Annotated in this window: 17 protein-coding genes; 3 read left to right on the forward strand and 14 right to left on the reverse strand. The window is 60.1% G+C overall.

Annotated elements, in window-relative coordinates; translation table 11 throughout:
* Positions 1-101 (forward strand): transposase domain-containing protein (locus tag IU397_RS24045; protein ID WP_204417581.1); only part of this gene is annotated, 101 nt, incomplete at its 5' end.
* A 527-nt stretch (positions 102-628) separates the two neighbouring features.
* On the opposite strand, the gene IU397_RS21410 is transcribed toward IU397_RS24045, so the two are convergent.
* Complete coding sequence (locus IU397_RS21410; protein WP_204417529.1) at positions 629-1,390, reverse strand: ABC transporter permease; 762 nt, start codon at positions 1,388-1,390, stop codon at positions 629-631.
* Positions 1,387-2,313 (reverse strand): ABC transporter ATP-binding protein, encoded by a 927-nt coding sequence (locus tag IU397_RS21415; RefSeq protein WP_204417531.1) that lies wholly within the window; start codon positions 2,311-2,313, stop codon positions 1,387-1,389. The genes IU397_RS21410 and IU397_RS21415 overlap by 4 nt, the downstream gene beginning before the upstream one ends.
* A gap of 305 nt (positions 2,314-2,618) precedes the next feature.
* On the opposite strand from IU397_RS21415, the gene IU397_RS21420 reads away from it, so the two are divergent.
* Positions 2,619-3,053, forward strand: coding sequence for a universal stress protein (locus tag IU397_RS21420; protein WP_204417533.1), 435 nt, complete (start codon positions 2,619-2,621; stop codon positions 3,051-3,053).
* A 117-nt stretch (positions 3,054-3,170) separates the two neighbouring features.
* Here the strand turns inward: IU397_RS21420 and IU397_RS21425 are convergent, their stop codons facing one another.
* The 8 genes from IU397_RS21425 to IU397_RS21460 form a co-directional block, all read right to left on the reverse strand.
* Complete coding sequence (locus tag IU397_RS21425) at positions 3,171-4,475, reverse strand: UDP-glucose/GDP-mannose dehydrogenase family protein (protein WP_204417535.1); 1,305 nt, start codon at positions 4,473-4,475, stop codon at positions 3,171-3,173.
* A gap of 148 nt (positions 4,476-4,623) precedes the next feature.
* Positions 4,624-5,652, reverse strand: coding sequence for an SDR family NAD(P)-dependent oxidoreductase (locus tag IU397_RS21430; protein ID WP_204417537.1), 1,029 nt, complete (start codon positions 5,650-5,652; stop codon positions 4,624-4,626).
* Between the two features lie 76 nt (positions 5,653-5,728).
* Complete coding sequence (locus tag IU397_RS21435; RefSeq protein ID WP_204417539.1) at positions 5,729-7,156, reverse strand: glycosyltransferase family 39 protein; 1,428 nt, start codon at positions 7,154-7,156, stop codon at positions 5,729-5,731.
* Positions 7,134-7,439, reverse strand: coding sequence for a lipid-A-disaccharide synthase N-terminal domain-containing protein (locus IU397_RS21440; RefSeq protein WP_204417541.1), 306 nt, complete (start codon positions 7,437-7,439; stop codon positions 7,134-7,136). The genes IU397_RS21435 and IU397_RS21440 overlap by 23 nt, the downstream gene beginning before the upstream one ends.
* Positions 7,432-8,154 carry a glycosyltransferase family 2 protein gene (locus IU397_RS21445; protein ID WP_204417543.1) on the reverse strand — a complete coding sequence of 241 codons (723 nt, stop codon included), beginning with the start codon at positions 8,152-8,154 and terminating at the stop codon, positions 7,432-7,434. Before IU397_RS21445 ends, IU397_RS21440 begins: the two co-directional genes overlap by 8 nt.
* A gap of 30 nt (positions 8,155-8,184) precedes the next feature.
* On the reverse strand, positions 8,185-9,246 hold the full coding sequence (locus tag IU397_RS21450) for a LacI family DNA-binding transcriptional regulator (RefSeq protein WP_204417544.1): 1,062 nt from the start codon (positions 9,244-9,246) through the stop codon (positions 8,185-8,187).
* A gap of 97 nt (positions 9,247-9,343) precedes the next feature.
* Positions 9,344-9,970, reverse strand: coding sequence for an enoyl-CoA hydratase/isomerase family protein (locus tag IU397_RS21455; RefSeq protein WP_204417546.1), 627 nt, complete (start codon positions 9,968-9,970; stop codon positions 9,344-9,346).
* Entirely contained in the window at positions 9,967-10,683 is a 717-nt protein-coding gene (locus IU397_RS21460) for an SDR family oxidoreductase (RefSeq protein ID WP_204417583.1), read from the reverse strand. Before IU397_RS21460 ends, IU397_RS21455 begins: the two co-directional genes overlap by 4 nt.
* Positions 10,684-10,851: 168 nt before the next feature.
* On the opposite strand from IU397_RS21460, the gene IU397_RS21465 reads away from it, so the two are divergent.
* Positions 10,852-12,369 carry a DUF2125 domain-containing protein gene (locus IU397_RS21465; RefSeq protein ID WP_204417548.1) on the forward strand — a complete coding sequence of 506 codons (1,518 nt, stop codon included), beginning with the start codon at positions 10,852-10,854 and terminating at the stop codon, positions 12,367-12,369.
* 40 nt (positions 12,370-12,409) lie between these two features.
* Here IU397_RS21465 and lpxK read toward each other — a convergent pair whose 3' ends face one another.
* The 4 genes from lpxK to IU397_RS21485 form a co-directional block, all read right to left on the reverse strand.
* A complete protein-coding gene (gene lpxK / locus IU397_RS21470; RefSeq protein WP_204417550.1) occupies positions 12,410-13,396 on the reverse strand; it encodes a tetraacyldisaccharide 4'-kinase in 987 nt (328 codons plus the stop codon).
* Positions 13,396-14,568, reverse strand: a complete 1,173-nt coding sequence (locus IU397_RS21475; protein WP_204417552.1) for a glycosyltransferase N-terminal domain-containing protein — start codon at positions 14,566-14,568, stop codon at positions 13,396-13,398. The genes lpxK and IU397_RS21475 overlap by 1 nt, the downstream gene beginning before the upstream one ends.
* 9 nt (positions 14,569-14,577) lie before the next feature.
* Entirely contained in the window at positions 14,578-14,823 is a 246-nt protein-coding gene (locus tag IU397_RS21480; protein WP_204417554.1) for a DUF4170 domain-containing protein, read from the reverse strand.
* A gap of 243 nt (positions 14,824-15,066) precedes the next feature.
* Positions 15,067-17,067, reverse strand: a complete 2,001-nt coding sequence (locus IU397_RS21485) for a hypothetical protein (protein ID WP_204417555.1) — start codon at positions 17,065-17,067, stop codon at positions 15,067-15,069.

A 17,067-nucleotide genomic window follows, 5' to 3' on the forward strand; every position in this document is an offset into this window, starting at 1 on the left:
ACCTCAGAACCACCCTTGAACGCATCGCCAGCGGGCACCCGCAAAACAGGCTAGATGAACTCCTCCCGTGGAGCTTTAACGCCAGTCAAGCCAACCCGTAGACGGTCCCGAGACATCGCTTACGGTTCTTTTCCAGATCGGGCGCAAAGGTGACCGTCTTGCCGTGCATGCCGATTACCGATCCTTAAAACGGCAGACCATCACAGGCGAACCGACGCATGTCGATCTCGTGCCCGCCGTCGTGGCCCGACATGTCATGGTCGGACTTCGCCTCGGTCGTCTTGGGATCGGGCAGCGTATTTGCGCTATCCGGCGCATCGTAACCCCCACACGCAGAGGGGCATCGAAACTGTCAGCGAAGGCTTTGACGTAATCGACATTTGGTTCGTTCGCATGAAGCCGTCGGGATCGGCGCTGGTGTAAGGAGAACCCGGTCAGCGACACTGCCAGTTTGGCGTGACCCAGCAACAGCTAGCCCACCGCTGGTTGACTATATCAATGGGGGAACACTAGTGCTTTCTTCGGGGATCTTTCGAGGCTGCCCGAAGAAACGACAAAGGAACGCGCGCAAAACTGGGCCCTGAACCAAGGGTTTGTCTCAAACCAACACCCTGATGATGGGCCTGACCTATTGCCGTAGCCGATACCCGGTCTTGAAGATCCACCAAATCACTCCCAGGCAGATCGCGGTGAACGTACCGATGGCCAGTAAACTGACTCCGATGGGCACATCGGCCGTCCCAAAGAATGACCAACGGAAACCCGAGACCAGATACACCACCGGATTGAACATCGAGATTGTCTGCCATACCGGCGGAAGCATAGAGATGGAATAGAAACTGCCCCCCAGAAAGACCAATGGCGTGATGACCAGCAGCGGGATTAGCTGCAATTGCTCAAAATTCTCGGCCCAGATGCCAATGATGAAGCCCAAAAGCGCGAAGGACAGGCAGGTGAGCAGCAAAAACGCGACCATGGCCAACGGGTGGACGATGGGCAGGTCGACAAAGAAAAAGGCGGTCACCAGGATGATGATCCCGATCATGAGCGCTTTGACAGCCGCGGCCCCCACGAAACCAATGACGATCTCCAGAAAATTCACGGGCGCCGACAGATGCTCATAGATCGTGCCGATGAATTTTGGAAAATAGATCCCGAAAGAGGCATTTGAGACCGCCTGGGTCATCACGCTCAGCATGATGAGCCCTGGAACGATGAAGGCGCCGTAAGCGACCCCTTCGACCTGATCGATGCGGCTGCCGATGGCAGAACCGAAGACGACGAAATAAAGCGAGGTCGACAAGACTGGGGAGATCAGGCTTTGGCTCATGGTGCGAAAGAAGCGCGCCATTTCCGTCCAAAAGATGGTCTGGATCGCGATCACGTTCATGCCGGGTCCTTTACGAGATCGACAAAGATGTCTTCGAGGCTGCTCTGTCCGGTCTGTAGATCCCGCATCTGGAGACCAGCCGCCGACAGATCGGAAAGCAGGGCGGTGATACCCGTGCGCTCACCTTCGGTGTCGTAGGTGTAGGTGAGGGTTTCGCCACCATTTCCCAAAATCAGCTCATACCGCGACAAGGCATCGGGGATCTGGTCGGTGGGGTGTTGCAGGGCGATGGTCAGGCGTTTCTTGCCCATGCGCACCATCAGATCGGCCTTGTCTTCGACCAACAGGATCTCCCCCTTGTTGATGACCGCGACGCGATCGGCGATCGCTTCCGCCTCTTCGATGTAATGCGTGGTCAGGATCGTGGTCACACCATCCGCTTTGAGGGCCGCAACCGTCTCCCACATGTCCTTGCGGAGTTCGACATCGACACCTGCAGTCGGTTCGTCCAGAAACAGAATGCGCGGCCCATGGCTGAGTGCTTTGGCGATCAGGACGCGCCGTTTCATACCGCCCGAAAGCTCCATCACCTTGGCGTCCCGCTTGTCCCACAGGGACAGACGGGTGAGAATGTCTTGCAGATACGCTGGATCAGGTTTTTTGCCGAATAACCCGCGGGTGAAGGCGACGGTGTTCTGGACCTTCATGAACGGCTCCAGATTGATTTCTTGCGGAACAAGGCCGATCATCTGACGCGCCCCCCGAAAGTCATCGATGACGTCATGGCCGCCCACCGTGACAGTCCCCGATGTGGGGCGCGTGATCCCGCAGATGGTAGAGATCAAGGTGGTCTTGCCAGCACCATTGGGGCCAAGAAGGGCCAAAATCTCCCCTTCTTCAATTTCCAGATTGATGCGTTTGAGCGCTTCGAACCCGCTATCGTAGGTCTTTTGCAGATCATTGACCGAGACTATGGATGGCACATTCGCTCTCCTTTTCGGGCAGGCCGGGGCGCGGCTTGGATCCTGAAAGCCCGCTTCCTGACTTGCACATCGCGACTTAGACGTCGTTGCGCCAAAACGAAACTGCAAATGATTGGGGGTCAATGTGCGTGAGCGCGCAAAAAGCGGGACATTCCGAGGGAGGCCGACCCGTCGGGGTGTTCCCATTCCGCAGCAGCGACTGAGGCCGTCGCTGTTAACTGAAAATCGAGCGGCGATTGATCTTGGTCAAGCCACAGCGCGGTATGGCGTGTCAAGCTGGCGCATCATCAGGGAAGGTAGCTACCATGTTCGAACGTATTGTCGTCGCGGTAGATGGGTCTGAACCTGCCAAGCACGCCTTGTCGGTCGTGTGCAACCTGGCCACCCAATATGGATCCGAACTGCATCTTGTTCATTCCCCACAGGTTGAGACCACGGCCATCGCGGTTGGCGCAGGTGCTGTTGAGATCGCGCCGGACCCGAACACGATCGCCGAAGCGGGCCGCAAAGTCATGCGCGAAGCCGAGAGCATCGCCACCGCCAAAGGTTGCAATGCCAAGCAAAGCATCGTGGGCAGCCACGATCCCGCGACCGACATATTGAAAGTGATCACAATGGTAGAGGCTGATTTGGTGGTGCTGGGGCGACGTGGGCTGGGCAGTATCGGTAGCCTGTTGATGGGCAGCGTATCGCAAAAGGTCAGCCATGGGGCCACCTGTAGCTGCATGACTGTCAGTTGATACCAGGGGCCGGGCTATGACGATCAGGCGCCGACAGCCGAATTGTCGGTAGCGAGCTGGCCTTCACAAAAAGGCCCCAACCTGTGGGCTGAGGCCGTTGTCGTTGTTCAGCTGCGTTTAGCGACCGACGCTGACATAGGTTTCGAAACCGGCTTTTGTCACGTCAGGGCCTGCATAGACGTTGCGCAGATCCGCCATGCGCGCGGTCTTCATGATGCCTGACAGACGTTCCAGATCCAGGGCGCGGAATTCGTTCCATTCGGTCAACAGCACCAGCGCGTCGGCGTCTTGGGCTGCTTGATACGCGTCTTCCACCCATTCGACGCCAGGCAGCATGGCTTCGCCTTCGCGGCGCCCCTGGGGGTCGACCACGCGGACCTTGGCACCGCCACCGACCAAGGCGGGGATGATCGTAAGGGACGGCGCTTCGCGCATATCGTCGGTATTGGGTTTGAACGTCGCGCCCAGCACGGCGACCGTTTTGCCGTTGAAGGTGCCATCGCACAGGTCGCTCAACTTTTCGACCATCCTGCGCTTGATCTCTTCATTGACCTTGATGACCGTCTCGGTGATCTGCAACGGGGCTGCATGTTCCTGGCCGATCCGGGCCAAGGCACGGGTGTCTTTCGGGAAGCACGACCCGCCATAGCCCGGCCCGGCATGGAGGAACTTGTTCCCGATACGACCGTCCAGCCCTATGCCCTTGGATACGGATTTGATATCCGCCCCGACACGCTCACACAGCATCGCCATTTCGTTGATGAAGGTGATCTTGGTCGCAAGGAACGCGTTGGCGGCGTATTTGATCACCTCGGCGCTTTCCAGATCGGTGTAGACGACGGGGAAGTCGCGCAGGAAGAGCGGGCGGTAGATGTCGCTCATCACCTCCTTGGCGCGCTCGGATTCCAGACCAACAACCACCCGGTCGGGGCGCATAAAATCATCAATCGCGGCCCCTTCGCGCAGGAATTCGGGGTTGGAGGCGACGTCGAAATCTGCCTCGGGGGCCGTTTCCTTGATGATGCGGCCCACTTCGCGGTTTGTCCCCACGGGGACAGTCGATTTGGTCACGACCACGGTATAGCCCGTCAGCGATGCGGCAATCTCCTTGGCGGCGGCATAGACAAAGGTCAGGTCTGCATGGCCGTCGCCCCGGCGGGTCGGCGTGCCGACGGCGATGAACACGGCATCGGCTTCGGCCACGGCGGCGCCCAGATCCTGGGTGAACGATAATCGGCCCGCCTGCACGTTCTTGGCCATCAGCTCGTCCAGGCCTGGCTCATAGATCGGGACCTCGCCCCGCTCCAGCATTGCGACCTTTTCGGCGTTCTTGTCGACGCAGATCACTTCATGCCCGAAATCCGAGACACAGACGCCAGAGACCAGACCGACATATCCGGTGCCAATCATCGCTATTTTCATTGCGAAAACCCTTACCTTATTCCAAATGCCACAGACGCATGGGCCAAACGCGGCCCGGCGTCAATGCGGCGCTCATAACCGCGACGGGCATGATGTCAACGCCCGATACCTTTGCCCGCAACAATGCCCATGATGTAGGCGGTTTATCCTAGGGTGCGCGGTTGTATGACGCTTTGTACCACCGGACAAAGGCTGTGATACCAGTTTTCAGGTCGGTCTGCGGCAGCGTGCCGATCAAGTGGGTCAGCAGGCTGGTATCGGCCCATGTCGCGGGAACGTCGCCAGGTTGCATATCCATGTAGGTCTTCTGCGCCTCCTGCCCCATTGCCCCTTCGATGGCTGCGATGAAATCCCCCAAAGCCGTGGGATTGGCATTGCCGATATTCACCGTCCGCCATGGCGCAACGGGCGATAGGCTGTCGCCGGGGATTGGATCGGTGCGGTGATCGGGCCCCAGCGGGGGGGTGTCGATCAACCTGCGGACCCCTTCGACCAGATCATCAATATAGGTGAAGTCGCGGCGCATGTTGCCGTGGTTATAGACGTCAATCGCACGACCCTCCTGGATGGCCGAGACGAATTTGAACAGCGCCATATCGGGCCGCCCCCACGGGCCATAAACGGTGAAGAACCGGAACATCGTCATGGGCAGGCCGTAAAGGTGGGCGTAGGAATGGGCCATCGCCTCATTCGCCTTTTTGGTCGCCGCATAGAACGACATCTGGGTGTCGACCTTATCCGTCTCGGCATAGGGCATCTTGGTATTGGCGCCGTAGATGCTGGAGGTCGAAGCCATTAGCATATGCGTCGGTGGATGGGCGCGTGCGGCCTCCAAAAGTTCGAACATGCCGATCAGGTTGGCTTCGACGTAGCTGCGTGGCTGTTCGATGGAAAACCGTACGCCCGCCTGCGCGGCCAGGTGGACGACAACCGTGGGTTGATGCCGGCAGAACAGCTCCAACAGCAGGCGGGGCTGTTCCAGCTTGCCGTGGACCATCGTGAATGTGGGGTCTTCAATCAGGATCTGTGCGCGCCGCTCTTTCAGCGTGACGTCGTAATAGTCGTTCATGGAGTCAAGCCCGATGACGCGGTACCCGTCGTCCAACAACCGTTTGGCGACGTGAAATCCGATGAACCCTGCCGCGCCGGTTACCAGCGCCGTTTGTTGCTGTGTCACGTCCGCTGCCCCTTACCCACTTCACGCCCTTGATTGCCAACTAGCCTGTGCTGGCGGATCCGAAAACCCGAAAGCGTCACGGATCGCCCCAACAGGTGCCATCGATGACATAAGCCGCAATGCGCTGGTCAGGGGCGGGATGCTCCAATTTCGTGGGGGACGGATTGCAGGCATCCGGCACGTTGCGGCCAACAAACAGCACGCGACCCGGTTGGGTACCCCCGTAGCTGTGGTTAAGTTCGTAATGATTGCGCGCGCGCCCCGCCCGCGGTTTGGCATAGATCGGCAGGCCCGCATCCCGCCCCGTATAGAACAGGTCCGCCAGCACATCGCGGTTATCGGCGACAATGGCAGTTACGCCGTCGCGTTGGGCTGCCGTCAGGATAGCCTCGCTAAAGGCAGTCTGGCCCAGGTAGCGGCCATAGACGCGCTCAAGCAGACTGTCCGGTGCCGCACTTGCCGCAAAGATTGCACCCAGCGGGATGGTGGCGGCGAATATACCGTGCAGCACCAGTGATCCGGTCAACCAGTGGCGGTGGTTCAGCGCCAGCCATGGCACCACCATCAACGTGCCCGCCAGATAGGCGGCGGCAGCCCAGTTCGCATAGGCCTGCGACAGGAAGGCCTGGCCACAGACCAATAGCACGATGGGAAGCGAGAACCAAAGAAACACACCCCGCAGCCGCGCCCAAAGCCATAGCAGCGCGCCAAAGAAGACAGGACCGAATACGATAAACTGGTTGCCAAAAAACTCGGCCAGACCCGCCCAGTTGAACGCGGCCCGCGTGCCGGGGTCGCGCACCCAATCAGCGTTGTCCAACGTGTGTTCAACCGTGTGGGCACCATTCACCAGGTTCCACAGGATATTTGGTGCAATCACGATGCAAAATGCCATCAGGCCCAACCCCGCATTGCGCCAGCTGGGCCGCGCTTGCGCCCCGAAGATGGCGGCCAGAATCGCCCCCATAACGTAGTAGGCCGCCGCATATTTCGACAGGAAGGCAAGGCCCAGCGCCGATCCGGCAGTCACCGCCCATCCCCAGCCAGCACCGCCCAGCACCCGCAGCCAACACAACAAGGCCAGCGCAAGAAACGGGAACATCACCGTATCTGTTGAGATCAGGAAGCTTCCCACGGTCACCACCGGCAGGGTCGCATAGGCTACGGCTACGGCTACCGACGCGGCCCGGGCGCCAAAGCTGTGCGCGGCGATCGCGGCCAGGATCAACGCAGTTGCCCCATGGAAAATCGCGCCGGGCAGGCGGACCCAGAAGGGGGCGTCTGACCCACCGACCTCGGTCGATAACCGGATCACCCAGCCAATCATGGGCGGTTTGGAATAATAGCCAAAGGCCAGATCCTGCCCCCACAGCCAATACTGCGCCTCGTCCACGAACAGATCGGTGGAGTCAAAGGCCAGCATCACGATCCGGTAGGCGGTGATCACCCCGACCCATAAAACCGCCCAAGGCAGCCAGCGGTCAGCCGCGGCGACGTTCGACATGGATCAGCCAGAGGTTGCGGATATAGACGACCAAACCCATCGTCTGACCCAAGATAAAAACCGGATCCTGCCGGTAGCAGGCATAGGCAAACAGGATGATCCCGCCGCTGATGGAAAAGTACCAGAACGCCACGGGCATCACCGATTTGCCGGCGCGTTCGCTTGCGATCCACTGGATCAGGAACCGCGCGGTGAACAGCAACTGCCCGCCCAGGCCCACCATGACCCACCAAAACTCAAGCCAGCTTGACACGGCGAGGATGCGAAACGCCGTCTCAGCCATCGGTCTGTCGCAGGGGCTGCGCCTTTTTGCGGCGGCGGATCAGCCAGGCCACGCCCATCAGATCAAAGAACCCGACCATGGCTCGGTGGAAATTGGTGTAATGCGAGGCGCCCGCCGCACGTTCCCTATGGCTGACATCGGCCAGTTCCACCTGCCAGCCGTCACGCTTGAACAGGGCAGGCAGATAGCGATGCATGTGATCGAAATAGGGCAGCGCCAGAAAGGCATCGCGGCGGAACCCTTTCAAACCACAGCCGGTATCGCGGGTCCCATCCTTCAAAATTTGCGCGCGTAAAGTATTGGCGAGGCGCGAGGCCCACAGTTTCGATGTCGTATCCTGCCGCCTGACGCGCTGCCCGGCGACAAGGCCAAGCTGCCCGGTTGTGTCTGCCAGCAGGGGTTGGAACAGTTTCGGCAACTCCGACGGGGGGTTCTGCCCGTCGCCGTCCAGGGTGCAGATGATCCGCCCCTTGGCCGCAATCACCCCGCTATGCACCGCCGCACTTTGCCCGCCGGACCGATCATGCTGCAACAGGCGCACCCGCGGGTCGCCCATGGCGCGCACCTGATCGGCGGTATCATCGGTGGATCCGTCATCGACCACGATCACTTCAAACGCGGTCAGCCCGTCGCACGTGGCGATGATATCCCCGACGACGGGCCCCACATTCAGGGCCTCGTTCTTCATCGGGATCACGATAGAGACATCAACCATTCGGGCCGTCGCACCTGTCTTTTGCGGCGCTTAAACCGGATCAACAGGCCCTTGTCCATTGCGGGCAAGCGTTTCGCCCAGTTCCAGCTTGGGGGTCAGAACCACGCTTTCGCCACTGCCGGTTGCGCCGTCCTCGGCCCGGGTGGCAATGATGCGGGCGGCTTCCTCTCCGATCTCAACCCGGCAGGCATCCATGGTGGCAAGCCGTTTGGGCAGGCCGCCGATCAGTTCGACCCCATTGAACCCCGCCAGACCGACCTTTCCCGGCACATCAATGCCTTTCTCAAGGCAATACAGCAGCCCGCCAGCGCCGATCATATCGTTGGAGTAATACAGAAAATCCAGATCGGGGGTTCGGTCCAGCATGGCCGCTGTCATTTCGCGCCCCTTGGTCAAGGCTGATCCACCTTCGTAAAATTCCCGGTCCGCAATCTCCAGCCCGGCCTTGGCCAGAACCTCCGTAAAGCCTTCGAACCGTTTGCGGGCGCGGTGGTCCAGCGGCATCTTGGTGCCCAGAAACCCGATCCGTGTGTAACCCGCCTCCAGAATGGCCTGGGCCATCTTGCGACCGGCTCGGCGGTGGGAGATGCCAACCATGGCATCAACGGGATCACCATCCACGTCCATGATCTGCACCACGGGGCACCCGGCGGATCGCAGCATGGCCATGGCGGGTTCGGTATGTTCCAGACCCGCAATGATCACGCCGGAGGGCCGCCAGGACAGCATCTGATACAGCACCTTTTCCTCACGCTCGGGGCTGTATTGGGTGACGCCCACAACAGGCTGCAGATCGGTTTCATCAAGCACCGCATTGATGCCCATCAGAACCTCAGGGAAGACCATGTTCGACAGGCTGGGGATGATCACCGCCACCAGATTGACCCGGCTGGAGGCCAGCGCGCCTGCGATCTTGTTGGGCACGTAACCCAACCGCTTGGCCGCGGCCAACACCTTTTCCCGGGTCGTCGGGCTGACATCGCCGCGATTGCGCAAAACCCGACTGACGGTCATTTCGCTGACGCCAGAGGCTTCCGAGACGTCTCTCAATGTCAGGGGGCGGGGTGGGGGACGGTTGCTAATCTCTGCCAAGGATCGTCTTTTCCAGCTTGTTCAACCTCTTGCTATCCTCATTGCCCGCCTCCTCCAAGGGGGAGGATATGTCGCATGGCATCAGCTACGCGCCGTATCACGGGCACATCCGCTTGATCTTGCGCCGGATCTCCAACGGGGCAGCCAGGGTCGGTTCGATCCATGCATGGGCTGTGGGCAGCAGACTGTCGGGTTCGGTAATCCGATCGATCAAACCCCAGTCCAGCGCCGTTGCGGCGTCGATCCGTTCGCTGGCCATCAGGATCAGCCTGGTCTTGGACGGCCCGATAAGTGCGGTCATCCGCTGTGGGTCGGACGGTTGCGGGGCAAAGCCCAACTGCATGACAGGATAAAAGAACTTGGCGCTGGGCACGGAAATCCGCAGATCGCAGGCCAGGGCCATACCAAATGCGCCACCGGCCAGGGTTCCGTTCAGCGCGGCAATGGTCATGCAATCCAGGCTGGCCAACCGGGCCGAGACTCTTTCCCAGATCTGATCGGTGGCCAGACCGACCTTCGCCTGATCCAGATCCGCGCCCGCACTGAAAACCGTGCCTGCGCCGGTCAGGATCAAACCGCCGATTTGTTCGGCGGCGGCCGCTTCAAAGATCGTCAGAATCTCTTGCAGCATATCCCGGCGCAGCGCGTTGGCCTTGTCGGTCCGGTCGATGGTGAGCGTCCACAGGGCCTCTGTCCCGTTGCCCCTGCGATCCAGCGCGATCACGCGGTCAGGCCGATTTTCTGGCGGATCTCGTCATCACGCAGGCTGATTTCGGATCCGGCATAGCCATCCGCCTCGGGCCCGCACATCCACAAAAGGGCCTGTGCGGGCCAATTCGCGGGAATATGCACATCCCAATCCAACTGGCTGACCGGGTTCACGCCGGATGCCTTGATCTCTCGTTGCATCTGGGTGGCGACCGTGCCCGGGCTCAACCCCATGGCGCGGATGCCTTGGTCTGCGTTTTCCTTGTCGATGCAGCGGGTCAGCATGGCGCAGGCGGCCTTGGACGCGCAGTAATGCGACCATGCCTCTACCGGGCCATGGGCAGCACCGGAACTGACGGTCAGGATCGTGCCACCACCCGCAGCCAGCATGCCGGGCAACACGGCGCGCATCCCGTTGTAAACGCCTTTCAGGTTGATATCGATCACCTGTCCCCAATCCGACGGATCGGAGTGTGCAAGATGCGAGATCGGTTCGATCACACCGGCATTGTTGATCAGAATATCAACCTTGCCCAGCGTTGCTACCGCGGCACTGACGGCATCGTAATCGGCCACGTCACACGGCAAGGGCACTGCGTCCTGACCGATTTCGGCGGCCAGATCGGCCAACGCCGTCTCGCTGCGCGCCATCATCCCTACCTTGGCGCCCGCGCGGGCAAAGATACGGACTGTTTCCGCACCAATTCCTCTGCTTGCCCCAGTAATCAGCACTGTATTGCCCGTTGAGGTCTACCATCTTGACCGCTCCACTCCTAAGTTACGCCAGTGTTAGCGGTCTGCCAGTGCCAAGTCCAAGGCTCGGTCGGTTTTGCCTGCGGCTTTCGGCTCAACCATGGGCCAACTATATATTTACGATGACCCGAAAAGGACCTTTCTATGACTAGATCTCTTCACGTGACGGCCAGCGTGTTGGCATTGTCCCTGCTGCCGGTGCAGGGCTGGGCGCTGACTGCGCAAGAGACATGGGAAAATTGGCAACAGCAAGCAGAAGCCTCCGGTCAGACGATGACCGTCGAGGGCGAGACCGAGGCGGGCGGCGTTCTGACCCTGACCGGCATGGCCTTCAGCTCTGAAATGCAGGACGGCACGCTGTCGGGTCGGCTTGAACAGGTGGTGATGACCGAAAACAGTGACGGAACGGTCACCATGACGTTCTCGCCGGATTACGACATGACCATGGCCATGACACCCGAATTTGGGGAGACGGTCACTGTCGCCATGAAGGTCAGCCAGCCTGATGCGACCGTTATTGCCTCCGATGCGGGTGAGGCAGTCAGCTATGTCTTTACTGCTCCGACCCTGACCGTCGAACCGACCGAGATTAAGGTGGGTGACGAGGTCGCGCCATTTGAGATGACATTCTCCCTGACCAACACGGCCGGTCAGTATTCCATCAGCAAGGCGACGCCGGTCGAGCTGGTTTCGAATTTCACGATCTCTGCCTTGAGCATGGACATGAAGGGCGAAGATCCGGACACCAACGCTAACTTCACGGGCGGTGGGGAGATGAAGGACATCACCTTCATTTCAACCAGCACGAACGGATCGCTTTTCGGCACCAGCGACCTGCCGACCATGCTCAAGAATGGTCTCGCGGGCACCGGCAAGATGACCTACGGCCCCTCGACCATATCGATTGATGTGGCGGAGGCGGCGCAGACCTTTAACATGGATCTCACATCCGAAGGCGGCTCTGCCGATTTCGCGATCAACCCCGATGAGATCAGCTATGAAGTGATCTATGACGTTCTGAAGGTTGCGCTGCAAAGCTCTGACATCCCGATTCCGCAGGTCGATGCAAGCTGGAACAGCCTGACGACCAATGTGGTGATGCCCATTGCAGAATCGGAAGAGCCGCAGCCGTTCCGGGTGAAGATCGATATGGATCAACTCACACTGGGCGATCCGGTTTGGAACATGTTCGACCCGGCGACCGTGCTGCCGCGGACGCCGGCAAAGCTGCTGATCGATCTAACCGGGCAGGGCAACTGGTTGATGGACATCCTTGACCCTAGTCTTGACCCGAGTGCCGTTCCTGCTGGACCTCCGGGTGAGTTGCACGCTCTTGATCTGGATGCATTGCAGGTCAACGTTGCTGGTGCGGAACTGACCGGTGGAGGTTCCTTCACGTTCGACAACGAAGATCTGCAAACCTTTGACGGGATGCCCCGTCCCGAAGGATCTGCCAACTTTACCTTGGTTGGCGCCAATGCCTTGCTCGACAAGCTGGTGCAGATGGGCCTTGTCCCGCAGGATCAGGCCCTGGGTGTGCGCATGATGAGCGGAATGGCTTTCCGTCCGGGCGAAGGTGAGGACACGTTGCTCTCTGAAATCGTCGTTGCGCCAAACGGTGAAGTGACGGCCAATGGCAATATCCTGATGCCAGGTAAATAAGACCCGGTGCCCTGCACCACCAACATGGCGTGGGGCGCGTCTACAGGCCCAGCTTCGTAAGCCGGGCCTGTAGCGGATCCCAATCATGGATCTGCAGCCGCACCGGCACCGTCAGCACCTTTGGTCTGAACTCCGCCGGCAATCGCACCGCATCTTTTTCAGTCGTCACCAGTTGCGCCCCCTTTGCTTTGGCCTCTGCCTCAAGCCGGGTCATAAGTGCTGGTGTCAGGGGTTGGTGATCTTCCAGCGCGCGGGTGTCGCGCAGGTCAACGCCGAGTGTGCGCAGCGTTTGAAAGAATTTCGCGGGGCGACCGATCCCGGCAAAGGCCATCACCGGTAACCCGGTCCAGTCCATGCCGGTTTGCAGCGGGGCAAGATGCCCGGTCAATCGGGGAACGGTGACCTGATTGCCCCAGGTTTCACTGAAGCGATCCTGAGCGGTTTCATCCCCGATCGACAGAACCAGATCGGCCCGTGCCAGACCTGCGGCCACGGGTTCACGTAACGGGCCAGCGGGCAGGCACAGACCATTGCCAAACCCAGTTTGTGCGTCGACGACGATGATGGACAGGTCCTTGTGAACAAACGGGTTTTGAAATCCGTCATCAAGGATGATCACCTTCAGGTCGCCGTCGGTTTCCGCCAGTTGAACAGCCTCGTCCCGGGCTCGGCCAATCCAAACCTGCGCAAAAGCTGATAACAGGAGCGGTTCATCTCCGACATCCCCGGCGGTCATCTGGTTGGGGTCGACCTTGACCGGCCCGGTCAATTGCCCGCCGTGACCGCGACTGACAATGCCCACCCCGTCGCCCAAGGCCATGGCCAATGCCATCGCTGTGGGTGTTTTACCAGTGCCACCAACATTGAGGTTTCCGACGCAAATCACTGGAATGTCGGCCCGATGGGGGTGTCCCTTGCGCAACCGCCGCGCCGTTGCGCCAGCATAGATCGCGCCAAGTGGACGAAGCAGATGGGCTTGCCAGCTTCGCCGCGCGGGCCCCGTGTTCCAAAAGGCGGGGGCTGGCATCAGGGCCGGATCGCCTGCCCCATCGGAAGGCGGTCGGCGGCATCAAGGCTAAGTTCGGTCAGGCGGTTGAGCAGCGGCGCTCCTTCGGTCGACAGGGTCCAGGCATTGTGGGCCAGGCTGGCAGCGTGGTCTGCCGACATCAGCGTGGTCACGATCCGCCCCAGCGCCTTGGCCGTTCCGATCCGGCGCAAACCTTCCACCGTTTCAAGGCGTTGCAGGTGATCGCTCCAACGCCCACCCCGGTGCCCCGCAATCAAGGCAGAGCCAAGGGCCGCGGCCTGCATCGGGTTCATTGCGCATTCGGTGGACAAGGAGCCACCCAGATAGGTCAGGGGCGCAAGGCGCAGCCACAGGCCCAACTCGTCCGCGCCACGGATCACGAACACCTCCGAGGCATCGTAGGGCTCGCCTTCTACATCGCGCTCGCTGAGGTGACGAATGCCATCGCGCCAGGACGGGTCGCTGTCCTCCTCCTCATCGATCATCAGCAGCAACAGCAGACGATGGGCGCTTTGCATGGCTTGGCGTTGTGCGGCCAGAACCGCGGCGATTTCGGCGTGCGGGACATAGGCGGCGAACCACAGCGGGCGTCCGGCCAGCACACCGGCGATATCCTCCAACTCCGCCTCGTTGACCTTGAGCGGTGCGGGGCAACTCGACAGCGGGCCGACGACGTCCGGGGCCTTGCCTGTTGGCGTGACCAAGGCCGCAGCCGTGATCTCATCCGCAGCCAGGATATGATCAAAGAAGGGAAAGCTGGCGCGCGCAAGGCGGTGATGCACGATTTCAGGATCGCTGGCCACCAGGATTGTCGGGATCCCTTGTTCAGAGCAGACGCGGACAAGGTTCGGGTCACCCGGGCCCAGCCAGATGCCCAGAGACGGCCGCCAGTGTTGCAGGAATTTCTGCGCATCCCGGGCTGTTTCACCTGGGCATTTCACTTGTAAAACAGGGACTTGTAGGTGCAACGGAGCATTGGTGCAAATCGCAAAAGTCAGGCCGGGATCCGCATCGAGCAAGGCGCGATGCAGATCTTCCAGGGCCGCGCCCTCTGCCTGCGTGATGGGACGTCCGCCGGGCGCGTGGATCCAGATCAGCGGACCAGCCGGCCGGGCGTCACGCTTGCGCGGAAACAGGCCCGTATCGGATCCGCCCAACATGCGACCCAGCATCGTGCGGGCCTAGTTGCCTAGTTCTTCGGTCGCCGAAGCGGCCTGTTCTTCATCCCGAAGCCTGTGCAGATGCGCAATGAAATAGCGCATATGGGCATTGTCGACGGTGCGCTGCGCCTCGGATTTCCAGGCATTATAGGCGGTTGCGTAGTCCGGAAAAATCCCGACCATGTGGATGTCATTGGGGTCTTTGAACTCGGTCCGGGACGGATCGATAAGCTCGCCACCAAAGACAAGATGCAGGCGCTGGGTCATGGTCACTCCGGTCTGGAAGATGCGTTGCCGCACCGTAGCGAACGCGACCAAATGGGGCAAGTTGGGCTGTCATAGGCCATGCATAACCCATGCACATTCCATACATATCGCGCCGCAGCATAGCGTGCGCAGAACGTTAACGTGCGATGAATTGTGCCGCCGCTTCAATCACGATGCGGATGGTCCTGCCACCATTCTTGATGCGGCATCTGCATCCGGACCAAGGCGGATGATACACCGGTATCAGTCCTGTTTTTCAATCCTTCGATCCTGAATGTCTTGTCGAGTAGCGGCGATTTTCTGGGCCAGTTCTTGGGCGATCTCGCCATCCAGTGCGTCTTCGATGGCAGTCAGATAGGCTTCGGCCTCCTCCAGATTGGTCGCGACCTGATCCTGGTCAAAATAATAGAGGTGGAGGCGGGCGAAGTTCGACTGAAGCTCGATCCAACCCCGAGGGTCCGCCTCGGGTGTCAAAACCTCAGCTGCTTTCAGATAGGCATCGGTTGCGGCTTCCAGCCGATCCGCGCCACCAGCCATTCGCGCAAGTTCGGCCTGCGCATTGCCGAGGTTCAATTGTGACTTGGCCCACGGATATGGCGTGTCGCGCTTGTCCAGCCTTTGCAAGGCGAGCCGAAGCATGGACGCGGCGTTGATCAGACAGGTCTGATTGTCGGTCAAGGCGCCCAGTTGTGACAGCGCGGCGCCATAGTCCAGATGGGCGGTGGCCCAGATTTCGGGATAATCGTCAGGGGAAAGATGATCCCTCGCCTTATCCAGATAGTCGCACCCGGTTGCCAGGCTTTCGTGATCTTGGCCGATCGATCCAATCAGGACGAACAGATTTCCCATCCCCAAAACGGCGATGGTCCAGTCCACCGGGTCTTGATCCGCGCAGAAGACCGACAGCGCGGCCATATAGGCCTTGCCCGCAGTCTCGATCGTCTGTTTGTCGCGCGTCCGGCGCGCCTTTTGCGAGCTTGCATGCCCCAGGTTCATCTGGCTTTCGGCCCAGGCCAATTCGTGGTCGGGCTGGTTCCGATACCGGATGGCGCGTTCAAATCCGATAATGGCGTTATCCAGAAACGAGAGCGTCGGATCCCGGCTGCCGGCGACGGCACAGGCATTGCCCAGATCGTTCATTGCCATGCCGCGATCTGCGTCATTGCCTGCACGTTCGAACATTTCCATCGCGATGGTCCCGCTGAGATGGAGCATGATCGGAATGCTCCTATCCCGACCTCTTTCGTACCAGTGGAGATAGACCTGTCTGAGCGTGTCGAACGACGCTGCCGGGCCGCCCAGATCTGCCTGTTCCAGCAAATAACGTGTCGCCGGATCAAGGTCATCGATCAGTATGTGGTAATCCACCGCGGCGGACAGCAAGGCAGAGATCCCGGTGACATCATCGGGATGTTCGGACCGGTAGCTTTCAACGGCGTCGGTTGCAGCCGCGGCCGCCTTTTCCAGGTGCCCATCATCGCGCAGATTGGCCAGGCCGGACAGCAGCTGTTTCACCTTGGCCCGTCGGTCATCGGCGGCATCTTGTGCCTTGCGATCCACGGCCAGTTGCGCGGCATAATTCAGGTTGGCCAGAATGTGATCTTTGGTCTGCGCGTCCGGTGCGAATGTGTGGACGATGCTGAGGAGGGTTTTCTTTGGTACCGCGCCCTCGGTCCGTTGCAGCAGCGTTTCGACCATGGCCATCGTCCGCTCGGATGTGTCGCGCGTGGCCCGTTCATCCTGGCGGGAGCGGCGCCGCAGTTCCGGCGCCAATCCATCAACGAATGCCGGATCGTCCAGCAATTGCTTGAGCACGGGTTGCATCACCTTGCGAAAGTAGGTTGCGGCCAGCGGTTCGCGCGTGAAATCCTCCGCTGTGTCCTCGACCTTGATCTTGGCCACCATGGCGTCCGTCGCGGCAAGATAGGACAGATCGGCATCTACCAAAATTTTTGGGTCTTCGATTGCGATGGGCACGACCTGCCAAAAGATCCGTTGGGCGTTGGTTTTGTTGGGGCCTGCATGGGCGAATGCGGCATCGGCATTCTGGGCCGTCTTTTCCAGCATCGTCGCAAGCTTGGTCATTTTGCGGTCGTTGAGTGCGCCCTTTAGGGATTTGGCATTGGTTGCCAGATCGGTCATCGCTTTGAACCGGTTCAGCGGATCCTCTTCGGTCAGGATCTTTCTCGTGGCGACCATCAATTTGGCGAGGGTGGCAAAATTCGAGATGGTAAAAAGGGGCAT

The sequence above is a fragment of the Actibacterium sp. 188UL27-1 genome (genome assembly GCF_016901225.1).
GTDB lineage: Bacteria > Pseudomonadota > Alphaproteobacteria > Rhodobacterales > Rhodobacteraceae > 188UL27-1.